Below are 19,830 nucleotides of genomic sequence, written 5' to 3' on the forward strand. Positions count from 1 at the left end.
CTCAAACAACGCATCCACACCCGCACCGGCCCACCCACCCCCGACGACCTCGACGAACTTCTCTGCCGGCGGAGGAAGTCCCATTTCTTCCTCGCCCATCCGGAGACCATCGCCGCGTTCGGCCGCGAATGTAACCGCCGCGGCGTCTACCCGGAGAACGCCGAGCTCGACGGCCGGCCCGTCGCCTCCTGGCGGGGAGTGCCCCTGCTGCCTTGCAACAAGATCCCGATCACCGAGACGCGCACCAGCTCGATCCTGGTCATGCGCACCGGAGAGGACGACGAGGGCGTCATCGGCCTGCACCAGACCGGCATCCCCGACGAGCACGAACCCGGGCTGTCGGTCCGCTTCATGGGCATCAACGACCAGGCCGTCATCAGCTACCTCGTCAGCGCCTACTACTCCGCGGCCATCCTGGTCCCCGACGCCCTCGGCGTCCTCGAACACGTCGAGATCGGCCACTGAACGGAGTCATGGAACATCATGGAGACACGGTGGAGCCCTTCGTCCGGTTCCGCAGTGATGAGACCAGCTTTCTCGCGGCATGACAGCGATTGACGGTGGCAAGTGTGGTGAAGTCGATGCAGAACTTCCCCGGCGTTCTCCGGGCTTTCGCGTACGTCGAGATCAGGCACGGAGGGAAGGGTCCGCGCGTATGGCCAAGGTGATGACCACGGGCCGGCCGGCACACGAGGTGCTGGCCTGGAGCCGCGACCTGGTGGGCCCCGCCCTTCGTTCCGCGGTGGAGACGTTACCGCTCTCGATGCGCCACATCGCGGGATACCACTTCGGCTGGCTCGACGAGCACGGCCGGCCTGACACGGGCGGAGGGGGCAAGGCCATCCGCCCTGCCCTGGTCCTGCTGGCGGCCGAGGCCGTCGGGGGTTCCGCCCGCGCGGCGATGCCGGCGGCGGTCGCGGTCGAGTTGGTGCACAACTTCTCCCTCCTGCACGACGACGTGATGGACGGTGACGCCACCCGCCGCCATCGCCCCACGGCATGGAGCGTCTTCGGCGTCAGCGGAGCCATCCTGGCCGGGGACGCTCTGCTGACCCTCGCGTTCGAGGTGCTGCGGGCCGACGGCGGCCCGGTCGCCGGCGAGGCGACGCGGGTGCTCGGCGCGGCGGTGCTCGACCTGGTCGAGGGCCAGAGCGCCGACACCTCGTTCGAAACCCGCGACGAGGTGAGCGTCCCCGAGTGCGTCAGCATGGCCGAGGGCAAGACGGGGGCCCTGCTCGCCGCCGCGTGCGCCCTCGGAGGCCTATCCGGGGGCGGCGGTCCCGAGGTCATCGAGTCCCTGCGCGCGTTCGGCTCCCGTCTCGGCCTGGCCTTCCAGATGGTCGACGACCTGCTCGGCATCTGGGGAGACCCATCGGTAACAGGCAAACCGGTCTTCTCCGACCTGCGCAACCGCAAGAAGTCTCTTCCCGTGGTCGCCGCCCTCACCTCGGGCACCGCGTCCGGCGCCGAACTGTCCACCTTCTACCACCACGGACGACCGCGCACGTCGACCGGTCAGCCACCCGCCTCATCCGCCCTCACCCCATCGGTTCCACCACCCGCCTCATCCGCCCTCACCCCGGCCGAGCAGGTGCCTACAGCGGCCGAGCTGACGCGCATGGCCTCGCTCATCGAGGCCGCGGGCGGCCGCGCATGGACCCAGTCCCGGGCTGACGAGCTACTGGCCGAGGCGCTCGCCCACCTCGCCTCCGCCGACCCCACCCCCCGCCCCGCCGCCGAACTCCACGCCCTGGCCCACCTCCTCGCCCACCGCGACCACTGACCCGTCCGGGAACGACTGAGGCCGCCGAAAGGACTCAAGAGCGAGGGCCATGTGCCCCCGCTCAGCCGCGAGCCGGGCAGCCAGGATGCCAATATCGTACGAATGTGTTGATCTCAGACGAGGAATTGGCTGTAACGGCGGCGCGAGCGGGAGCGGCCGTCGTGCGCGCCATGTACGGCGCGTCGATGGCGCGCTTCGGAAAGTCCGCGGGTGACTTCGCCACGGCCGCGGACATCGAAGCGGAGAAGGCCGTCATCGACGTCATTCGCACCGCTCGACCGGACGACGCCGTGACAGGCGAGGAGAGCGGACGTACGGGTTCGGACGGCGCGGACCGCATGTGGCTGGTCGATCCCCTGTGCGGCACGCTGAACTATGCCGCGCGGAACATGCTGGTGGCGGTGAACGTCGCCCTGCGCGTGGGCTCCGGCATCACCGCGGCGGCCTCGGCCGACCCGTTCTCCGGCGAGGTCTTCTGGACGGACGGCGTCCACGCGTACGCGCGCCGCGACGGCGACGACAGCGACGACGAGCGACTCGTGCCCTCGCCCGATTCACGACTGGTGGACGTCAACCTGGATCCGCCGTTCCCCAACGCGCCGGGCTTCCTGGCCGCCCGGCTGCTCGCCGACCCCGGATTCGTCGAACGCTTCCGCCCGCGCGTCGTCTCCACCACCCTGGCCGTGGCGTGGGTCGCCGCCGGTCGACGGGCCGCGTACGTCACCGACGGCCATCTCCAAGACAGCGTGCACTTCGCCAGCGGGATCGCGTTGTGCCAGGCCGCCGGGTGCGTGGTGACCGGCATCCGAGGGCAACCACTGCACACCGGCGCGGGCGGGCTCGTGGTGGCGGCCGACCACGAGACGCACGCCGCGTTGCTGGCCCTCATCGGCAATATGGCGCGGCTACATTGAGCGCGGCTGGACCGAGGGCCGTCTGTCAGCGGGTGAGGGTGGCGATTATGCGGTCGAGGGTGGCGAGGTCGGTGGCGTCGAGGTCGAGGAGGGGCGGGGGTGGCTCGCCGAGGATGGCCTCCGCGAGGGCGGCGGCGTTCGCCCCCTCGGCGGTGACGGTCACGATCTTCTGGCGCCGGTCCTCGGGGTGAACGTCGCGCACCACCATGCCCCGCCGTACGAGGTCGTCCACGACGATCGTGGTGTAGGGGGCGTCGGTGGACAGCTCGGCGGCAAGCTGCCGCATCGTCATCGGCGCCGAGGCCAGGCGGCGCAGCGCCTTGGCCCTGATGAAGCTCATGTCGAGCGCCTCGCACACCTCCTTGCGCCGGTCGTACCGGTCGAGGACGAGGGTGCGCATACCGCGCCAGACGCGGGTGGATATGTCGGGGTCGTGGCCGCCGTCCGCGTCTCGACCGGTGTCCGGAGCGTGGTGGTCGTTGGGGCGGGGGTCCGCTAGGTCGTTGCTCATGATGTGACGGGGATCCTCGTGTCGTCGACGGTGAGTCGCGTCGCGGTCCGTTCCGCGGTGCCCCTCGCCCATCTGCCCGTGGTGATGGTACCGAGCACGAGCACGACCGCGCCGCATCCGACGATGATCCACCACCCCGCCCGGCTCGCCTCGGTGAAGCCCCCGCGCAGGGATCCGGCGATGCCGGACGCGAGCACCGACCCGGCGACGGCCACGCCGAGGGACTGCCCGACCTGGCGGCTGGTCGAGGCGACCGCCGCCGCCACCCCTGCCTGGGCCAGAGGCATGCCGGAGACGGCGGTGTTGGTGACGGGTGCGTTGACCACGGCGAATCCGAGCCCGAAGACGGCGTAGCTCGCGAGCAACCAGACAAGGGACGTGGTCGTGGTCAGCCGCGTCAGCATGAGCCCGCTCGCGATGATCGCGATCCCCGACAGCATCAGCGACGGACGCGGGCCGCGCTCGCCCACCAGCCGACCCGACAGCGGCGCGAACACCAGGGTCATCGCCGCGATCGGCAGCGTGCACAGGCCCGCCTCGAACGGGGACAGTCCACGCACGTCCTGGAGGTACAGCGTGTTGAGGAACAGGAATCCGCCGAACGCCGCGAAGGCACTCACCGCGATGACCGACGCCCCCGAGAACGGCGCGCTGCGGAAGAACCGCACGTCGATCAGAGGGTCCCGCCGGCGAAGCTCGTACACGATCAGGGCGGCCAGCGCGGCCACCGTGGTGACCGCGAGGGCGATGATCAACGGCGACCGCCAGCCCATGCTCGGCACCTCGATGATCCCGTAGGTGAGCGAGGCCAGCGTCACGATGACCAGCACCTGTCCCACAGGGTCGATCCGGCGAGGACGCGGGGCCCGGGACTCGGGGACGAACAGGGCGGTGAGCACCAGGGCGGCCACGGCGACCGGCACGTTGATCCAGAAGATGGCCCGCCATCCCACCGAGTGCACCAGCGTGCCGCCGACGACAGGGCCGAGGGCCATGCTGATCCCGACCACCCCACCCCACACCCCGATCGCGCGGGCGCGTTCCCGCGGGCCGGTGAAGGTGTTCGTGATGATCGACATGGCGACCGGGTTGAGCATCGAGCCGCCGATGGCCTGGACGACGCGAAAGGCCACCAGCCAGCCCAGGCTCGGTGCCAGCCCGCACAGCAGCGACCCGGCCGCGAACACCACCAGGCCGATCTGGAAGGTGCGGCGGCGGCCGACGCGGTCGGCCGTCGAGCCGGACAGGAGCAACAGGCTCGCGAGGACAAGGGTGTACGCGGCGATGGTCCACTGCATCCCCGAGACCGGCGCGTGGAGGTCGCGTTCGATCGACGGAAGGGCGACGTTCACGATCGTGTTGTCGAGCCCGACGATGAGCAGGCTCATGCAGCAGATGAACAGGATGAGCATTCGCCTCCGGCGGCTGAGCCCGGTCACGTCCCTCCCCATAGGTTGTAGAAACACAACGATTATGACTGTACAACCAATGCCTCCTATAGCCCGATTTATGCCGATGAAGAGCGGATACATGGTCGATGTCCAGGGAAGAACGACTGTCGTGGGGGCGTGCGATGGCCGGTTACCCGCGACGGGACCCGATTCCGGGCCGTTCGAGGGTGCCGCGCAGCGCGTTCGGGCCGGGCTCCGCCGTCGCCGCACTCAGGGGGACAGCGGCCGGTCACGCCTCGCCGCGGCCGTGCTCGTCCGGCTGCCGTCACGCGTGGCCCCTGCGGCTGTCCCCCACTGCGTCCCCGCAGTTCTCCCCCGCTAAGGAGAAAGATCATGCCCGGTAACAAGGCAGTCGCCTATCAGGGCCCCGGCAAGGTCACCGTCGAGGACACCGACTACCCCGAGTTCGAGCTCAAGGAAGGGCCGGGGGTGAACCCCGCGAACGTCGGCCGTAAGGTTCCCCACGGCGCCATCGTCAAGGCCATCGCGACCAACATCTGCGGCAGCGACCAGCACATGGTGCGTGGCCGCACCACCGCTCCCCAAGGCCTCATCCTGGGCCACGAGATCACCGGCGAGGTGGTGGAACTCGGCCGCGACGTCGAGTTCATCAAGGTCGGCGACATGGTGTCCGTCCCGTTCAACATCTCCTGCGGCCGGTGCCGCAACTGCAAGGAGGGCAAGACCGGCATCTGCGAGAACGTCAACCCCGACCGGCCGGGATCGGCGTACGGCTACGTCGACATGGGCGGCTGGCCCGGCGGCCAGGCGGAGTACGTACTGGTGCCGTACGCGGACTGGAACCTGCTGAAGTTCCCCGACAGGGAGCAGGCGATGGAGAAGATCCTCGACCTCGCCATGCTGTCCGACATCTTCCCCACCGGATACCACGGCTGTGTCACCGCCGGCGTGGGAACGGGATCGACGGTCTACATCGCGGGTGCGGGACCGGTCGGGCTGGCCGCGGGCGTGTCGGCGTTCCTGCTCGGCGCCGCCGTGGTGATCATCGGCGACCTGAACAAGGAGCGCCTGGCGCAGGCGCGCAGCTTCGGCTGCGAGACCGTCGACGTGTCGAAGGGCGATCCGAAGGACCAGATCGAGCAGATCCTGGGCGTGCCCGAGGTGGACTGCTCCGTCGACGCGGTGGGCTTCGAGGCACGCGGTCACGGACGGGACGCGGCGACCGAGCAGCCGGCGACCGTGCTCAACACCCTCATGGAGGTCACGCGGGCCGGTGGCGCGATCGGCATCCCTGGCCTGTACGTCACCGGTGACCCGGGCGCCTCGACCGAGGCCGCCAAGGTGGGGTCGCTGTCGCTCAGGTTGGGCCTCGGATGGGCCAAGTCGCACGCCTTCTTCACGGGCCAGTGCCCGGTGATGCGCTACAACCGGCAGCTCATGATGGCGATCCTCCACGACCGGGTGCAGATCGCCAAGGCGGTCAACGCCAGCCCCATCCCGCTCGACCAGGCGCCGCAGGGCTACGCGGACTTCGACAAGGGCGCGGCACGCAAGTACGTCCTGGACCCGCACGGGCTGCTCGGGTCACGTGCCTGAAACGCCGATCGTGGTCCTGTTCCGGAGGACCCCGATCCGGAACAGGACCACGAAGGTGAGCTGGTGACGGGCCCCGCCACGGCCGTGCTCAGCCGTGCCGGGGCCCGCTGTTCAGAGGGTTAGGAGATGGGCGGGTAGGCGTTCTGGAGCAGCTGACGGAACTGCGCCGAGAACCAGGCACCGGAGATCGGAGCGTTGGCCAGGGCACCGGAGGGGTTGTTACCGTTACGCGCGTTTCCGCCGTAGGTCGGGTCGCACATCCGGTCGAAGCCCTTGCCCTGGTCGTTCGGGATCTCCTCGCTGGAACCGTCGGACTCACCCGGCGGCTTGATCCAGACGTAGGCGTCGAGACCGGTGGCGGGGTTCGCCCTCGGCCGCTCACCGAGACCGGCACCGCTCTGGTTGCACCAGTTGCCGGCGTGGATCCGCCGGTCGACGCGGGACTGGTCCACGAAGGTGTTGAGGTCGGTCGACGTGCTCGGTCCCGCCGGCCTGGCCGAACCGCCCCAGCCGTTGCGGGAGGTGTCGATCAGCATGCCGATGTTGGAGGCGAAGCCTTCCGAGATGAGCCGCTGACGGAACGCCTGGGCGAAGGTCAGCTCGTCGATGTAGAAGTTCCAGTCGATCCAGCGGGACTGGCGCACCTGCTGGCCGTTGACCGTGGTGTTGACGGTGAAGTGCGGCTCGGTCAGCGCGGAGTAGTTGGCGGTGTTGGTGATGAAGCCGTCGACGCTGGCCATGCCCGCGGTGGTGCCGCGGACGGTGCTGGCGAAGAGCTGCGCGGCGGGGCCGAAGTTGGAGTCCCAGCCAAGCCAGCCGTGGTGCGCGGCGTCGACGTAGGTGTACACGTTGGTGATCGCGTGCAGCTTGTTCAGGGCGTACTGCACGCCCTGCACGTAGGCGCCGGACGACTGCGCCTCGGCGCACGCCGCGATGGCGGTGTTGGTGACCAGGTTCGGCAGCGAGTCGATCTCGACGATCGTGACGATGCGGAGCGCGGAGTACTTGGACTCGCCCATGATCGCGGCGATCGGGTCGATGTACTCGGTCTTGTAGCGGTTGAGGCCGTTCTCAGAGATCTTGAGCTCGCCGTTCGATGCAAGCGCCGAGCAGTCACGGTTCGGCAGGTTGTAGATGACGAACTGGATGGTCAGCGGGCTGCTGCCGTTGGCGGCGTCCTGCTGCAGCGCCGCGTCCAGGTGCGCCCGCACGCCCTTGGCACTCGAGGTGCCCGCGATGGCGGCGATGCGGTCGATCCACACGGCGGTCGAGATGTTCGCCACGGCGGAGCCACCCGGCTCGGCGGCGGCCCTTGTGGACCAGTCGGAGTTCACGTAGCCGGTGGCGCCGGCGTACGGGTTGTCGACATGCGGGCCCGGTGTGCCGCCGCCGTCGTCGTCCGACTCGGTGGCGGTCACGACCACGGAGGTCAGGCCCGAGGACGCCACGTTGATCGCCCTGGTGCCGTTGGTGTTGTCGGTGTCCTGCGCGGCCGACAGGGTCACGTTCTGGGCGGTGTTCCAGTTGGACGTGGTGAAGGTCAGGCTGGCCCCGCCGGTGACGGTGATGTTGGAGTCACCGGTGCCGGCCGTCGAGGTCACCGTCACGCTGGCCGTGGGCTGCCTCGACAGGCGCACGGAGTAGGTGGCCGTCGAGCCTTCGGGCACGCTGACGCTGGCCGGTGAGACGACGAGCGACTGGGTTCCGGTGCCGGAGTCGTCATCCGCCTCGGTCGCGGTCACGGCCACGGAGGTAAGGCCGGAGGACGCCACGTTGATCGCCCGGGTGCCGTTGGTGGTGTCGCTGTCCTGAGCGCCCGACACGGTCACGTTCTGCGCGGTGTTCCAGTTGGCGCTGGTGAAGGTCAGGCTGCCGCCGCCCGTCACGGTGAGGTCGGCGTCACCGGTGCCGGCGGTCGAGGTCACGGTCACGTTGCCGGTCGGCTGCGCCGCCAGGCGTACGCCGTAGGTCGCGGTCCCGCCCTCGGGAACGCTCACCGAGGTGGGGCTGACGACCAGGGACTGGGTCTGGCCGCCACCCTGGCCGGTGCAGGTCGTCCCGTTGATCGCGAAGCTCGTCGGGTTGCTGTTGGTGCCGCTGAAGGTGCCGTTGAACCCGATGGTCCACGAGGCACCGGTACCCTGGCTCCCGTTGTACGAGAGGTTCCTCGCGGTCACGTTGGCGCCTGACTGCGACCATTCAGCGGTCCAGCCCTGGGTCACCCGCTGGGTGCCGGGGAAGGTGAAGGTCAAGCTCCAGCTGGTCAGGGGGTCGCCGAGGTTCTTGATGGTGATGTTTCCGCCGAACCCGGTGCCGCCTTCCCAGGCCTTCGCGTACGTGACCTCGCAGGCCACGGCGGCGTTGGCCGAAGTCGGGCCGGCGATGAGCCCGATGGCGGCGAGCACTAGTGCTGTCACCGCCGTCAGGACTCTGCGCCAGGAACTCTTGTGGGGTCCCATTGTCTGTTTGTCTCCCTCATGAAACTGACGGGTGCGCCGTCTTCTTGAGACGGCCAAGCAGCGCCCAGCTCGACATGCGGCGGTGGGAGCGCTCCCATCGTGTGGTTGTTTCGGGAGGATGTACAGCACGTTGCGAACGACCACGGCCGCACGGCGGCCCACCGTCCGCCGCACGAACCACAACCCCTCGTTGGCCTGTGTAAACACCGCCGGCGGCTCAATGGATCTCCGGGGAGCCCGATGAAACATTCATATGGAGATCAGAACCGGCCGCCGCACACGGTGGCCGGTGATCTCTGTCGCGCCGGACCACAGCTGACCGGACGCCGGGGACCACACCTGACCGGACACCGGACTGACCGGACACCGGACACCGGAGACCTGGGCCCGACCGGACGCCGGGGACCGCTCAGATGCGGCCTCCGGCGAGGTCCATGAGGCGGGCGAGGACGCGGTCGCCCGAGGCGCGGACGCCGTCGTGTTCCCACTCGTTGGTGATCCAGTAACGCAGGTTGCCCACCGCCCGGGCCGTCCGCAGCGACAGGTCGGCGTCGACGTACATGTCGTCGTGGTAGACGATCGCGGCCACCGGGACCTCGTTACCCGCGAGGCGCGCCGGGTCGTACAGCCGCGGCCAGTCGTCGACCTTCGCCAGCGCCTCCGCGGCCCGTTGGAACGGGCGCAGTGCCGCGATCTCCTCGAACATCCAGGGGTAGAACATCTCGCCGGTGAACAGCAGAGGCTCTGCGCCGGGCGCGAACTCCGGGAAGTCCTGGCGGGCACGCTCGGCCGCCCAGGCCGTCGCGGTGCCCCCCTGGGCGTAGATCACCTCCTGGAGCACGCCGTAGAGCGGGTTTCCCGCGTAGGACGTCATTCCCATCACCTGGCTCAGGAAGGTGTCGGAGAGCGCGGCCTCATCCCACGCCTCGTCGAACACCCAGTGCAGCCGCTCGGCCCCGTCCCCCATGCCGAGGAGCATGCCGAGGGTCTGCAGCCGGCGCACGGTCAGCCGGTCGCCGTCGGGGAGGCGCACGTCGTTCTCGGCGAGGTGCTCGGCGACGGCGCTCACCGTCGCGACGTCCTCGGGGTACCGGGCGTAGTAGCGCGTGACCTTGTCCCTGACCCGCGGGTAGGTGCGCGCGTACACGTCGTCGGCGGTCGCGGTGAGTCCGGCCAGACCGCCCGTCACGTAGCAGGCCTTCAGCCCTTCGGGCGCCTGCGAGAGATAGGTGAGGGTGAGGAACCCTCCGTAGCTCTGGCCGAGCGTCTCCCACTGCCGGCCACCGCACAGCTCGCGGCGGATCAGCTCGGCGTCGGCGACGATCGAGTCGGCGCGGAAGTGCCGCAGGTACGGAGCCAGCCCCTCGCCCAGGCGTCCGGCCGTCGCGGCCGTCACCGGTGTGCTGCGGCCGGTGCCTCGCTGGTCGAGCAGCAGCACGCGGTGCGTGCGCAGCGCGTGTCCCAGCCAGCCGTCGGCCCGCATCGGCCGGGGGGACTTACCGCCAGGACCGCCCTGGAGGTACAGCAGCCAGGGCAGATCATCTCCGGCCCGGGCCGGAGCGACGATCTCGCGGGCGAACACCGTGATCTGCTCCCCACCGGGGGCGCCGTGATCGAGCGGGACGCTGAAGTTGTGATCGGTGACCGCCATCCCCGGCAGATGGATCATGTGTTTCCTTCCGTCCGCTGGCCGGAACGCCGTCGGCGAGCCTACCCGTGGTGGTACGTCCACGACATGCCGGCCGCGATCGCCGTTCTCCGGTGAAGTGCCGTCCTTTGAGCTGGCATTGAGGTACCTCGGGTACACCTTGGAACCATGGATCGGCCCCCCAAGGTGCTCGTCGTCGACGACGAGCCGAACATCCTCGCGCTCCTCTCGCAGACACTGCGCCTGGTGTCCTTCGAGGTGAGAACGGCCGAGAGCGGATCGCAGGCGCTGACCGCGGCCAGGGAGTTCGAGCCCGACATCGTGGTGCTCGACGTGATGCTGCCCGACCTCGACGGGTTCGAGGTGGCCCGGCGACTGGGCGAGGTCCCCGTGCTGTTCCTGACCGCGCGGGACACGGTCGAGGACCGGGTCCAGGGGCTCAGCCTCGGCGCCGACGACTACGTGGCCAAGCCGTTCAGCCTGGAGGAGGTCGTGCTGCGGATCCGGGCCATCCTGCGCCGCAGCCGGGCGGTGGAGCCGTACAAGGACTGCCTGCTCAGGTACGCCGACGTGGAACTGGACCCCGACGCCCACGAGGTACGGCGCGGCGGGACCCGGGTCGACCTGTCGCCCACCGAGTTCAACCTGCTGGCGTACCTGCTGACCAACGCCGGCCGGGTGGTGAGCAAGGCGCAGATCCTCGACAGCGTCTGGCGGTACGACTTCGACGGCGACTCCAGCATCGTCGAGTCCTACGTGTACTACCTCCGCAAGAAGATCGACAAGTGGGATCCCCCCCTGATCCACACCATACGAGGGGTCGGCTACACGCTCAGGCTACCGCGGGACGGAGAGGCGTGAGGGGGCCGGACCGCTGGACCCTGCGCACCCGGCTGGTGGTGGCGGCGGTCGCGCTGACCGGCGTCGCGCTCGCTCTGGCCAACGCGGTGGGCCTTACCCTGTTCAACGACTACCTCACCGACCGGGTGGACGAGCAGCTCACCGGCGTCCCCAAGATAGCCCAGACCAGAGTCATGGACATGGCCATCCGCACGGCCCCGCCGGCCGACGACCAGACCCGGTGGCTGGTGCGGTTCGAGAAGCCGATCGTCGAGCGGATCAGCAGGGAGACCAGGCTCTACCTGTTCAGCCACGAAGGAAAGCTGACCAACCAGTTCCCTGCCGCCGATCCCGGCACCGGACCGGAGCTCGGGGCGATCGAGGATCTCCCGCGCGGGACGGCGTACACCGTCCCGGGCAGGGACGGCTCCTCCTGGCGGGTGATGGCGGCCGACACCATGGACGGCAACACCGTCGTGATGACGGCCTCACTGGCCGGCATCACGGAGACCAGGAACAGGTTGCTGATGATCGACATCGGCGTCATGGCCGTGGTCCTTCTCCTGCTCGGCCTGCTCGGCGCCGCCGTCGTACGGCTCGGGATGCGGCCCCTGACCAGGATGGAGGAGACGGCCACGCTGATCGCCGGTGGTGACTTCAGCCGCCGGGTGCCCGGCCCCGACCCGCACACCGAGCCGGGCCGCCTCGCCACCGCGATGAACGTCATGCTCGACCGGCTGGAGGCGGAGATCGCCGCGCGGGCCGACTCGGAGACGCGGATGCGCCGCTTCCTGGCCGATGCATCCCATGAGCTGCGCACCCCGCTGACCTCCGTACGGGGCTTCGCCGAGCTCTACCGCAGGGGCGGAACCCCGCCGGGCCGGCCCATGGACGAGGCCATGCGCAGGATCGAGGACGAGGCCACCCGCATGGGGCTGCTGGTCAACGACCTGCTCGCGCTGGCCCACCTGGACGAGGAGCGTCCCCTCGACAACCGTCCCGTGGACCTGCTGGAGATCGCCGCCGACACCATCCGCGACGCCCTGGCCCGAATGCCGGACCGTCAGGTGCGCCTGACAGGACTCGACGGCTCGCTCAGCCCGGTCATCGTTCTGGGCGACGAGGCGCGGCTGCGGCAGGTGGCGGCCAACCTCGTGACCAACGCACTCGTCCACACGCCGCCCGATGTGAAGGTCACGGTCCGGGTCGGCGCCGGCGCCGCCGCGAAGGCACCGGCGGCAGCGGTCGGCGCCATGATCCCGGGCTCGCGGGTCATGGGGGTGCTGGAGGTGACCGACACCGGTCCCGGCATCCCCCGCGACCACGTCCCGCGTGTCTTCGAACGGCTCTACCGGGTCAGCGAGAGCCGCTCACGCGCCGACGGCGGGGCGGGGCTCGGGCTCGCGATCGTCGCCGCGATCGTCAGGGCGCACCGAGGCCGGGTGGAGCTCTCCACGGCTCGTGGTACGGGCGCGGCGTTCCGCGTGCTGCTTCCGTTGCGGGATTCCGAGGCTGCTCCGAGGTAGCTCCGGGGTCGCTTGGATCCGCGCTCCGCAGCATGAGATCCATGAGAAGAACCTATGTGGCGGTGGCGCTCCTGGCGCTCGCCGCCGGATGCGGACAGTCCGCGGCCTCCTCGGACGGGGTCGCCTCGGTGAAGCGCACCCAGAGCACGCCACAGGCGAGCGCCACTCCGACGGCCTCGGTGGACCCCGAGGAGCAGGGCAGGAAGTTCGCGCAGTGCATGCGCGACAACGGCGTCGACATGCCCGACCCCGAGCCCGACGGAAACGGCCGCGTCAGAATGCGCATCGGTGAGAAGAACGCCGATGACACCAAGCTGGACAAGGCCATGAAGGCCTGCCGCGCCCTCTCCCCCTTCGGCCAGAAGGGACGCGAGATCACTCCCGAGCAGCAGGAGAAGGCGCGTGCCTTCTCGCAATGCATGCGCGACAACGGCATCGACATGCCCGACCCCGATTTCAGCGGCGGCGGTGTCGGCATCAAGATCGGTGGCCCCGACGGCAAGATCAAGCCGGACGACCCCAAGTTCAAGAAGGCCATGGAGGCCTGCAGGGACAAGCTCGGCGGACCCGTCGGAGCGCCCAAGTGACCGACCTGCGAACGGAGGAGGCCGTGAGCGCGTCAGACGAACCGCGAGTGCCCCCACGGCGCAGGCGCGGGCGCGGCAGGGCCGCCGTGGTCGCGGGCGGCGCGGCGCTGCTCGCCGCCGCGGTGGCCGCCGCCGCGATCGGCGTCGGAGGCGAGACGGGCACCCCGGCGGCCCAGCGGACCCCCCCGGCGACCGCCAAGGTCGCCCGCACCACGCTGACCGAGACCAAGACCGTCGACGGCACCCTCGGTTACGGCGAGACCACCACGGTGACCGGCCGGAGCCAGGGGACGATCACATGGCTGCCCTCCCCCGGCTCCACGATCAAGCGGGGCAGGGCCGTCTACAGCGTGGACGCCGACCGGGTGCCGCTCCTCTACGGCACCACCCCGCTCTACCGCACCCTCCAGGACGGGATGGAGGGGCAGGACGTCAAGCTGCTGGAGCGCAACCTGTCCAAGCTTGGCTATGACGGCTTCACCGTGGACGACGAGTTCACCTGGGCCACGCGCGAGGCCGTGGAGGACTGGCAGGACGACCTCGGCCTGGAGGTGACCGGCCGCGTCGCACCAGGAGACGTGGTCGTCCACGACGGCGCGCTGCGGGTGGGCGAGCTCAAGACCGCGCTCGGCAACCCGGCGAACGGCCAGGTGCTCACCTACACCGGCACCACGCGCGAGGTCACGGTCGATCTGGACGTCGCCGACCGGCACCTGGTGAAGAAGGGGCTCAAGGCGACGGTCGAGCTGCCGGACGGCGCCACCGTGCGCGGGACCGTCACCAGCGTCGGCAAGGTGGCGACCCAGAACACCGGGCAGGAGGAGACCACCACCACGATCGAGGTGGTCGTCGCGGTCCGCGCCGACAAGAAGATCAGGACCTACGACACCGCGCCGGTGGAGGTCACCATCATCGCGGAGCAGCGGAAGAACGCGCTGGTCGTACCGGTCAACGCGCTCGTCGCGCTGGCCGAGGGCGGGTACGGCGTCCAGGTCGTGGAGGGCCCGGCCACCCGCTACGCAGCGGTCGAGGCCGGCATGTTCGCCGACGGCAAGGTCGAGATCACCGGAGTCGCCGAAGGCACGACCGTGGTGGTACCGAAATGACGCCCGGCTTCGAGACCATCCCTCGCACGGCCGCCGCCGCCGACGAGGCCGGCCACGGCGTAACCGCCCGGCACGGCGACGACGGCGGGGCACTCGTCGAGCTGACCGATGTCAGCAAGGTCTACGGAGAGGTCGCCGCGTTGCGTGGGGCCACGGTGACCATCCAGAGCGGGGAGCTTGTCGGCATCGTCGGGCCCTCCGGCTCCGGCAAGTCCACGATGCTGAACATGATCGGCACCCTCGACCGGCCCTCCGGTGGCACGGTGCGGATCGCCGGGCACGATGTCGCCACGCTCTCCGACCGGGAGCTGTCGGCCCTTCGCGCCGGCGCGATCGGCTTCGTCTTCCAGCAGTTCCACCTGGCCACCGGGGTACCCGTGCTGGACAACGTGGCGGACGGGCTGCTGTATTCGGGGGTCCCGCTCAAGGAGCGCCGCAGACGGGCCATGGAGGCGTTGCGGCGGGTCGGCCTCGGGCACCGGCTCGACCATCGCCCGCACGAGCTGTCCGGCGGCGAGCAGCAGCGCGTCGCGATCGCCAGGGCGGTGGCCGGTGAGCCGGAACTGCTGCTCGCCGACGAGCCCACGGGCAACCTCGACTCCAGATCCGGGACGGGGGTGATGGCCCTGCTCCGCGAGCTCCACGAGGCCGGCACCACCATCCTGATCATCACCCACGACCGGGACATCGCGGCGAGCCTGCCCCGGCAGGTGGAGATGCTGGACGGCCGGGTCGTGGGCGACTCACGAGCGACCCGGGAGCCGGCATGCTGACCACGCCCGAGGATCGGCGCGGCACCCGGCGCGGCGCCCCGGGTGCCGCGCCGGGCAGGCGGCGCGGGACCCGGCTGTCCCCTGTTCGGCTCAGCCCGCGTGACGTGATCCGGGTCGGCGGGGCGGGGCTGCGCTCGCGGCCGCTGCGGGTGTTCCTGTCCGCCCTCGGCATCGCGATCGGCATCGCCGCGATGCTCGGCGTGGTCGGCATCTCGGCCTCCAGCCAGGAGGTCCTCAATCGGACCCTGTCCGCCCTCGGCACCAACCTTCTCAAGGTCTCGCCCGGGCAGACGATGTTCGGCGAGGGATCGCACCTTCCCGCGGAGGCGGAGGGGATGATCGGCCAGATCAATCCGGTCACGTCGGTGAGCGCCACCGGGGCGGTGGATGCGAAGGTCTACCGCAACGACCACATCCCGGAGGGCCAGACCGGCAGCATCTCGGTCCTGGCCGCACGGCTCGACCTGATCAAGGATGTCGGCGTGTCCCTCGCCGGCGGCGCCTGGCTCAACGAGGCCACGCACCGCTACCCGGCCGTGGTGCTCGGGTCCAAGGCGGCCGACCGGCTCGGCGTCGTCGAAGCCGGAGCCGAGCAGCGCGTCTGGCTGGGCGGCCAGTGGTTCACCGTCGTGGGCGTGCTCGCCCCCGCACCGCTCGCGCCGGAGCTCGACACCGCCGCCCTGGTCGGCTGGCCGGTCGCCGAGGAGAGGCTCGGCTTCGACGGCTATCCCACCACCGTCTACACCAGGGCCAAGGAGGAGCACGTCGTCGCGGTGAGGGACACGCTGGCGGCCACGGCCAATCCGGAGAACCCCAACGAGGTCGAGGTGTCGCGCCCCTCCGAGGTGCTCGCCGCGAAGCAGGCCACCGATGCCACGCTCAACGCGTTGCTGCTGGGCCTCGGAGGCGTGGCCCTGCTGGTCGGTGGGGTCGGCGTGGCCAACACCATGGTGATCTCCGTGCTCGAACGGCGTGCGGAGATCGGGCTGCGCCGCTCCCTCGGCGCCACCCGCGGGCAGATCCGGCTGCAGTTCCTCGCCGAGTCCCTGCTGCTGTCGGCGATCGGCGGGGTCGGCGGGGTGATGCTCGGCATCGGCGTGACCGCGGCCTACGCCACCTCGCAGGGATGGCCGGCGATCGTCCCGATCTGGGCGATGGCGGGCGGCGTGGTCGCGACGCTGGTCATCGGCGGGATCGCCGGGTTCTACCCCGCCGTCCGCGCGGCCCGCATGTCGCCGACGGAGGCCCTGGCCACCTCCTAGACACCACCGCCCCGTGACCCCCGGCCCGTCGAGAGCCGGGGTCACGGGGCGCCGGCACCCACATGGGCCTGGAAATGACTGTGGGCACTCCCCGCCAAGCGGAGAATGCCCAGGTCATCGGGGTCAACCGTGGTGCGCCGCCAGGGACTCGAACCCCGGACCCGCTGATTAAGAGTCAGCTGCTCTAACCAACTGAGCTAGCGGCGCAGTGAAGCAGAACAAGATTAGCGCACCCTGTGGGCGACTTCGTACCGATCGGGCACGCTAGGCTAGAACAACGTTCGGTCACTGACGGGAGCGCCGATGACGTCGTGGTTCACCTCGCCCGCCCACGCCGGGGAACGGCTCGCCGCCGTCGACTACCTGGCCGATGACGGCATCGCGACGTCGGTCTTCCTGGCCGCCGCGCTGGGCAAGCCATTGCTGGCGGAAGGACCGGCGGGCGTGGGGAAGACCCAGCTCGCCAAGGCCGTCGCCGAGGCGACCGGCGCCGAGCTGATCAGGCTCCAGTGTTACGAAGGGCTCGACGAGGCCCGCGCTCTCTACGAGTGGAACTACAAGAAGCAGCTCCTGCGGATCCAGGCGTCGGGCGACCAGGGGTGGGAGGAGACGCACGACGACATCTTCAGCGAGGAGTTCCTGCTGGAACGTCCGCTGCTGAAGGCGATCCGGCGGACGGCGCCGACGGTGCTGCTCATCGACGAGATCGACAAGGCCGACGTCGAGGTCGAGGGCCTGCTACTGGAGATCCTTTCGGACTACCAGGTGACGATCCCCGAGCTGGGCACCATCGCGGCGACGCGCAAGCCGTACGTCGTGCTCACCTCCAACGCGACCCGCGAGCTGTCGGAGGCGCTGAAGAGGCGCTGCCTGTACCTCCACCTGGACTACCCCACACCCGAGCGCGAGCGCGACATCGTCCTCGCGCAGGTGCCGGGCATCGAGGCGTCCCTGGCCGAGCAGCTCGCCCGTACGGTGGCCACGCTGCGCGCGCTGGAGCTGAAGAAGTCCCCCTCGATCGCCGAGACCATCGACTGGGCGCACACGCTCCTCGCGCTCGGGCGGAGCGACCTGGACGAGCCCACGACCGCGGGCACGCTGGGCGTGGTGCTCAAGCACGCGTCCGACCAGGCGAGGGCCGTCAAGGAGCTCGGCCTGCCGGCCAGGTGAGTGACGAGGCTGGAGGAGGGGCCGTGGCACTGCTCGACAGGCATGTGGCGTTCGTGGACGCGCTGCGCCGTGCCGGGTTGCCGGTGTCGCTGGCCGAAGGGCTGGACGCCGCCCGCGCGCTGGAGGTGATCGAGCTCACCGACCGTGAGACGCTCCGCGAGGCGTACGCCGCGACGCTGGTCAAGCGGCCCATGCACCGCCCGGGCTTCGACGCGCTCTTCGATCTGTGGTTCCCGCCCGTGACCAGCGGCCTGCGCGCGGCGACCTCGGATGGGCGGGACCTGGACCTCGAACACGCGGAGGTCCCCCGGTTGCGGGAGCGGCTGGCCGAGCTGCTGCTGGGCGACGCGGGCGCGGTGGGCGACCCCGCGTTCGGCGAGTTCGTCCGGGCGATGGTCGAGCGGTTCGGCCGCCAGCCCGCCGGTCCGGGACGCCAGAACTGGTTCTCCTACTCCGTGCTGCGCGCCCTGTCCGCCGGCACGCTGATGGCCAGGATGCTCAACGAGGCGCTGCTCGGCCAGGAGCGGGGTGGGCTGGCGGAGAAGGTGGCCCGGCGCCGGCTCACCGACAACATCGCCGGCTTCGAGAGCGCCGTGGCCTCGGACGTCCGCCGGAGGATCGCCGAGGACTCCGGCGTGGAGAAGATCGCCAGGTCGGCGGTGAAGCCACCCGTCGACCAGATCGACTTCCTGCGGGTCACCAAGGCCGACCTGGCGGCGCTGCGCCGCGAGGTCTACCCGCTGGCGCGGCGCCTGGCCACCCGGCTGACGATCAAGCAGCGGCTGGGCCGGCGCGGCCGGCTGGACTTCCGGCGTACGGTCAGGGCCTCGCTGAGCACCGGAGGCGTGCCGATGGTCACCCACATGAGGCCGCGCCGCCCGCACAAGCCCGAGCTGGTCGTGCTGTGCGACGCCAGCGATTCGGTGTCCACGTTCTCGCACTTCACGCTGCTGCTCACCTACGCGTTGCGCGAGCAGTTCACCAAGGTCCGCGCGTTCGCCTTCGTGGACACGGTGGACGAGATCAGCCGGTTCTTCGCGCCGGGCATCGACGTCGTGGACGCGATCACCCGGATGACCAAGGAAGCCGACATCACCCGCTTCGGGCGCAGCGACTACGGGCACTCGTTCGAGAAGTTCGCCGAGAAGTACGGGGACGCCATCGGCCCGAAGACGTCGCTGCTGATCCTCGGCGACGCCCGCTCGAACTACCAGCGTCCCGAGCTGGCCACGCTGAAGCGGCTCGCCGGCGAGGCCAGGCACGCGTACTGGCTCAACCCGGAGCCGAGGGCCCAGTGGGACACCGGAGACTCGGTCGCGACCGCGTACGGCGGCGTGGTCGCGATGCACGAATGCCGGAACGTCGCCCAGCTCGCCGCCTTCATCGAGGAGCTGGCCTAGCCGGTGCCCCCACGGGGGAAGGCGAGGCCGCGCCGCTACGTCATCCGGCGCAGGATCCGCGCGGCCGTACGGGCCAGGACCTCGACCTGCTCCTCGCTCAGCGCGGCGTACGCGTCGCCGAGGATCCACCGCGCCGCCTTGCGGGGCAGGAACAGCGTCAGCCCCTCGGCGTGCACGACCGTGGTCTTGACGTGACCGCCGTGGACGACGAGCAGCGGTGAGATGTCGACGGGGATGCCGGACTCTCGCGACAGCAGCTCGCCCATCGACGCGGCCGCGTCCACGAGCGGCTTGGCCACGGATGTGCCGGACCTCTCGCCGAAGAACAGCTTGCCTCCGTAGGCCGCGATGTAGGTGTCGGGGTGCCATGCCTCGTTGTCGACGATCCACACCCCGCCCGGGCCGATGACCAGGTGGTCGATGGACGCCTTGCCTGGTACGGCACGGCCGTCGAGCACGCGGTAGCCGTGCTTGCCGAGCGCCCGGCGCAACAGGCGTCCGGTCCGGGCCGCTCCGCTCCGCTTCCCGCGCCAGACGGCCGTGGCCGCGAACATGCGCCAGGAGATGAACGCGTCGACGACCCAGACCGCGCCGCCTCCGAGCAGGCCGATGAGGAAGGGCATCGGCAGTGAGCGGTAGAGGGCGAGCGCGGTGATGAGGACGAACCCGGCTCCCGCCATCACATGACGCCGGCGACGGCGCTCCGACCTGGTCTCGCGCCAGCGGAGCTCGTACATCACCGACGGTGAGCCCCACTTGTACTTGTCGTCCTGCGGCACATAGATGGACCCATTGGGCACCGGAAACCCCCACGATTTCGGGCTCAGTCGATTACCTTGTGGA

Annotated in this window: 16 protein-coding genes, 1 tRNA gene and 1 pseudogene; 12 read left to right on the forward strand and 6 right to left on the reverse strand. The window is 70.2% G+C overall.

Annotated features, from left to right (window positions below):
* The 3 genes and pseudogenes from ABD810_RS31500 to ABD810_RS31510 form a co-directional block, all read left to right on the forward strand.
* Positions 1–465: pseudogene (locus ABD810_RS31500) on the forward strand (Crp/Fnr family transcriptional regulator); the annotation flags it as partial.
* Between the two features lie 190 nt (positions 466–655).
* Positions 656–1,783: a family 2 encapsulin nanocompartment cargo protein polyprenyl transferase gene (locus ABD810_RS31505; RefSeq protein ID WP_344948991.1), complete on the forward strand. Its 1,128-nt coding sequence runs from the start codon at positions 656–658 to the stop codon at positions 1,781–1,783.
* A gap of 104 nt (positions 1,784–1,887) precedes the next feature.
* Positions 1,888–2,697, forward strand: a complete 810-nt coding sequence (locus ABD810_RS31510) for an inositol monophosphatase family protein (RefSeq protein WP_344948996.1) — start codon at positions 1,888–1,890, stop codon at positions 2,695–2,697.
* Between the two features lie 25 nt (positions 2,698–2,722).
* Here ABD810_RS31510 and ABD810_RS31515 read toward each other — a convergent pair whose 3' ends face one another.
* Both ABD810_RS31515 and ABD810_RS31520 read right to left on the reverse strand, forming a co-directional pair.
* A complete protein-coding gene (locus ABD810_RS31515) occupies positions 2,723–3,208 on the reverse strand; it encodes a MarR family winged helix-turn-helix transcriptional regulator (protein ID WP_344949001.1) in 486 nt (161 codons plus the stop codon).
* The gene (locus ABD810_RS31520; protein WP_344949005.1) at positions 3,205–4,620 is read right to left on the reverse strand and encodes an MFS transporter; all 1,416 of its coding nucleotides are present in this window, start codon (positions 4,618–4,620) and stop codon (positions 3,205–3,207) included. The genes ABD810_RS31515 and ABD810_RS31520 overlap by 4 nt, the downstream gene beginning before the upstream one ends.
* 372 nt (positions 4,621–4,992) lie before the next feature.
* Here ABD810_RS31520 and fdhA point away from each other — a divergent pair, with 372 nt between their 5' ends.
* Positions 4,993–6,216, forward strand: a complete 1,224-nt coding sequence (gene fdhA, locus ABD810_RS31525; protein ID WP_344949009.1) for a formaldehyde dehydrogenase, glutathione-independent — start codon at positions 4,993–4,995, stop codon at positions 6,214–6,216.
* Between the two features lie 119 nt (positions 6,217–6,335).
* On the opposite strand, the gene ABD810_RS31530 is transcribed toward fdhA, so the two are convergent.
* Both ABD810_RS31530 and ABD810_RS31535 read right to left on the reverse strand, forming a co-directional pair.
* On the reverse strand, positions 6,336–8,675 hold the full coding sequence (locus ABD810_RS31530; protein WP_425566988.1) for a glycoside hydrolase family 6 protein: 2,340 nt from the start codon (positions 8,673–8,675) through the stop codon (positions 6,336–6,338).
* A 409-nt stretch (positions 8,676–9,084) separates the two neighbouring features.
* A complete protein-coding gene (locus tag ABD810_RS31535) occupies positions 9,085–10,344 on the reverse strand; it encodes an alpha/beta fold hydrolase (protein WP_344949014.1) in 1,260 nt (419 codons plus the stop codon).
* A 147-nt stretch (positions 10,345–10,491) separates the two neighbouring features.
* On the opposite strand from ABD810_RS31535, the gene ABD810_RS31540 reads away from it, so the two are divergent.
* From ABD810_RS31540 to ABD810_RS31565, 6 genes are read left to right on the forward strand one after another with little or no spacing between them, the layout of a single operon-like run.
* Positions 10,492–11,184 carry a response regulator transcription factor gene (locus tag ABD810_RS31540; RefSeq protein ID WP_344949020.1) on the forward strand — a complete coding sequence of 231 codons (693 nt, stop codon included), beginning with the start codon at positions 10,492–10,494 and terminating at the stop codon, positions 11,182–11,184.
* Positions 11,181–12,689, forward strand: coding sequence for a sensor histidine kinase (locus tag ABD810_RS31545; protein ID WP_344949025.1), 1,509 nt, complete (start codon positions 11,181–11,183; stop codon positions 12,687–12,689). Before ABD810_RS31540 ends, ABD810_RS31545 begins: the two co-directional genes overlap by 4 nt.
* Positions 12,690–12,730: 41 nt before the next feature.
* Positions 12,731–13,276, forward strand: coding sequence for a hypothetical protein (locus tag ABD810_RS31550; RefSeq protein WP_344949028.1), 546 nt, complete (start codon positions 12,731–12,733; stop codon positions 13,274–13,276).
* A 23-nt stretch (positions 13,277–13,299) separates the two neighbouring features.
* Complete coding sequence (locus ABD810_RS31555; protein ID WP_344949031.1) at positions 13,300–14,382, forward strand: peptidoglycan-binding protein; 1,083 nt, start codon at positions 13,300–13,302, stop codon at positions 14,380–14,382.
* On the forward strand, positions 14,379–15,155 hold the full coding sequence (locus tag ABD810_RS31560) for an ABC transporter ATP-binding protein (protein WP_344949036.1): 777 nt from the start codon (positions 14,379–14,381) through the stop codon (positions 15,153–15,155). The genes ABD810_RS31555 and ABD810_RS31560 overlap by 4 nt, the downstream gene beginning before the upstream one ends.
* Positions 15,149–16,417 carry an ABC transporter permease gene (locus ABD810_RS31565; RefSeq protein ID WP_344949039.1) on the forward strand — a complete coding sequence of 423 codons (1,269 nt, stop codon included), beginning with the start codon at positions 15,149–15,151 and terminating at the stop codon, positions 16,415–16,417. The genes ABD810_RS31560 and ABD810_RS31565 overlap by 7 nt, the downstream gene beginning before the upstream one ends.
* A 130-nt stretch (positions 16,418–16,547) precedes the next feature.
* Here ABD810_RS31565 and ABD810_RS31570 read toward each other — a convergent pair.
* Positions 16,548–16,624, reverse strand: a tRNA-Lys gene (locus ABD810_RS31570).
* A 96-nt stretch (positions 16,625–16,720) separates the two neighbouring features.
* On the opposite strand from ABD810_RS31570, the gene ABD810_RS31575 reads away from it, so the two are divergent.
* On the forward strand, positions 16,721–17,587 hold the full coding sequence (locus ABD810_RS31575) for an AAA family ATPase (protein WP_344949042.1): 867 nt from the start codon (positions 16,721–16,723) through the stop codon (positions 17,585–17,587).
* Positions 17,588–17,610: 23 nt separating this feature from the next.
* Complete coding sequence (locus tag ABD810_RS31580; protein ID WP_344949048.1) at positions 17,611–18,987, forward strand: vWA domain-containing protein; 1,377 nt, start codon at positions 17,611–17,613, stop codon at positions 18,985–18,987.
* Between the two features lie 35 nt (positions 18,988–19,022).
* Here the strand turns inward: ABD810_RS31580 and ABD810_RS31585 are convergent, their stop codons facing one another.
* The gene (locus ABD810_RS31585; protein WP_344949053.1) at positions 19,023–19,787 is read right to left on the reverse strand and encodes a nuclease-related domain-containing protein; all 765 of its coding nucleotides are present in this window, start codon (positions 19,785–19,787) and stop codon (positions 19,023–19,025) included.
* Positions 19,788–19,830: the final 43 nt, after the last annotated feature.

This window comes from Sphaerisporangium flaviroseum (assembly GCF_039537005.1).
Classification (GTDB): Bacteria; Actinomycetota; Actinomycetes; order Streptosporangiales; family Streptosporangiaceae; genus Sphaerisporangium; species Sphaerisporangium flaviroseum.

Bases quoted from the DNA above. Each gene is read 5' to 3' on its own strand.
- ABD810_RS31560 (WP_344949036.1), top strand. From the start codon at position 14,379: ATGACGCCCGGCTTCGAGACCATCCCTCGCACGGCCGCCGCCGCCGAC.
- ABD810_RS31550 (WP_344949028.1), top strand. From the start codon at position 12,731: ATGAGAAGAACCTATGTGGCGGTGGCGCTCCTGGCGCTCGCCGCCGGA.
- ABD810_RS31520 (WP_344949005.1), bottom strand. From the start codon at position 4,620: ATGCTCATCCTGTTCATCTGCTGCATGAGCCTGCTCATCGTCGGGCTC.
- ABD810_RS31565 (WP_344949039.1), top strand. From the start codon at position 15,149: ATGCTGACCACGCCCGAGGATCGGCGCGGCACCCGGCGCGGCGCCCCG.
- ABD810_RS31530 (WP_425566988.1), bottom strand. From the start codon at position 8,675: ATGGGACCCCACAAGAGTTCCTGGCGCAGAGTCCTGACGGCGGTGACA.
- ABD810_RS31540 (WP_344949020.1), top strand. From the start codon at position 10,492: ATGGATCGGCCCCCCAAGGTGCTCGTCGTCGACGACGAGCCGAACATC.
- ABD810_RS31575 (WP_344949042.1), top strand. From the start codon at position 16,721: ATGACGTCGTGGTTCACCTCGCCCGCCCACGCCGGGGAACGGCTCGCC.
- fdhA (WP_344949009.1), top strand. From the start codon at position 4,993: ATGCCCGGTAACAAGGCAGTCGCCTATCAGGGCCCCGGCAAGGTCACC.
- ABD810_RS31535 (WP_344949014.1), bottom strand. From the start codon at position 10,344: ATGATCCATCTGCCGGGGATGGCGGTCACCGATCACAACTTCAGCGTC.
- ABD810_RS31515 (WP_344949001.1), bottom strand. From the start codon at position 3,208: ATGAGCAACGACCTAGCGGACCCCCGCCCCAACGACCACCACGCTCCG.
- ABD810_RS31505 (WP_344948991.1), top strand. From the start codon at position 656: ATGGCCAAGGTGATGACCACGGGCCGGCCGGCACACGAGGTGCTGGCC.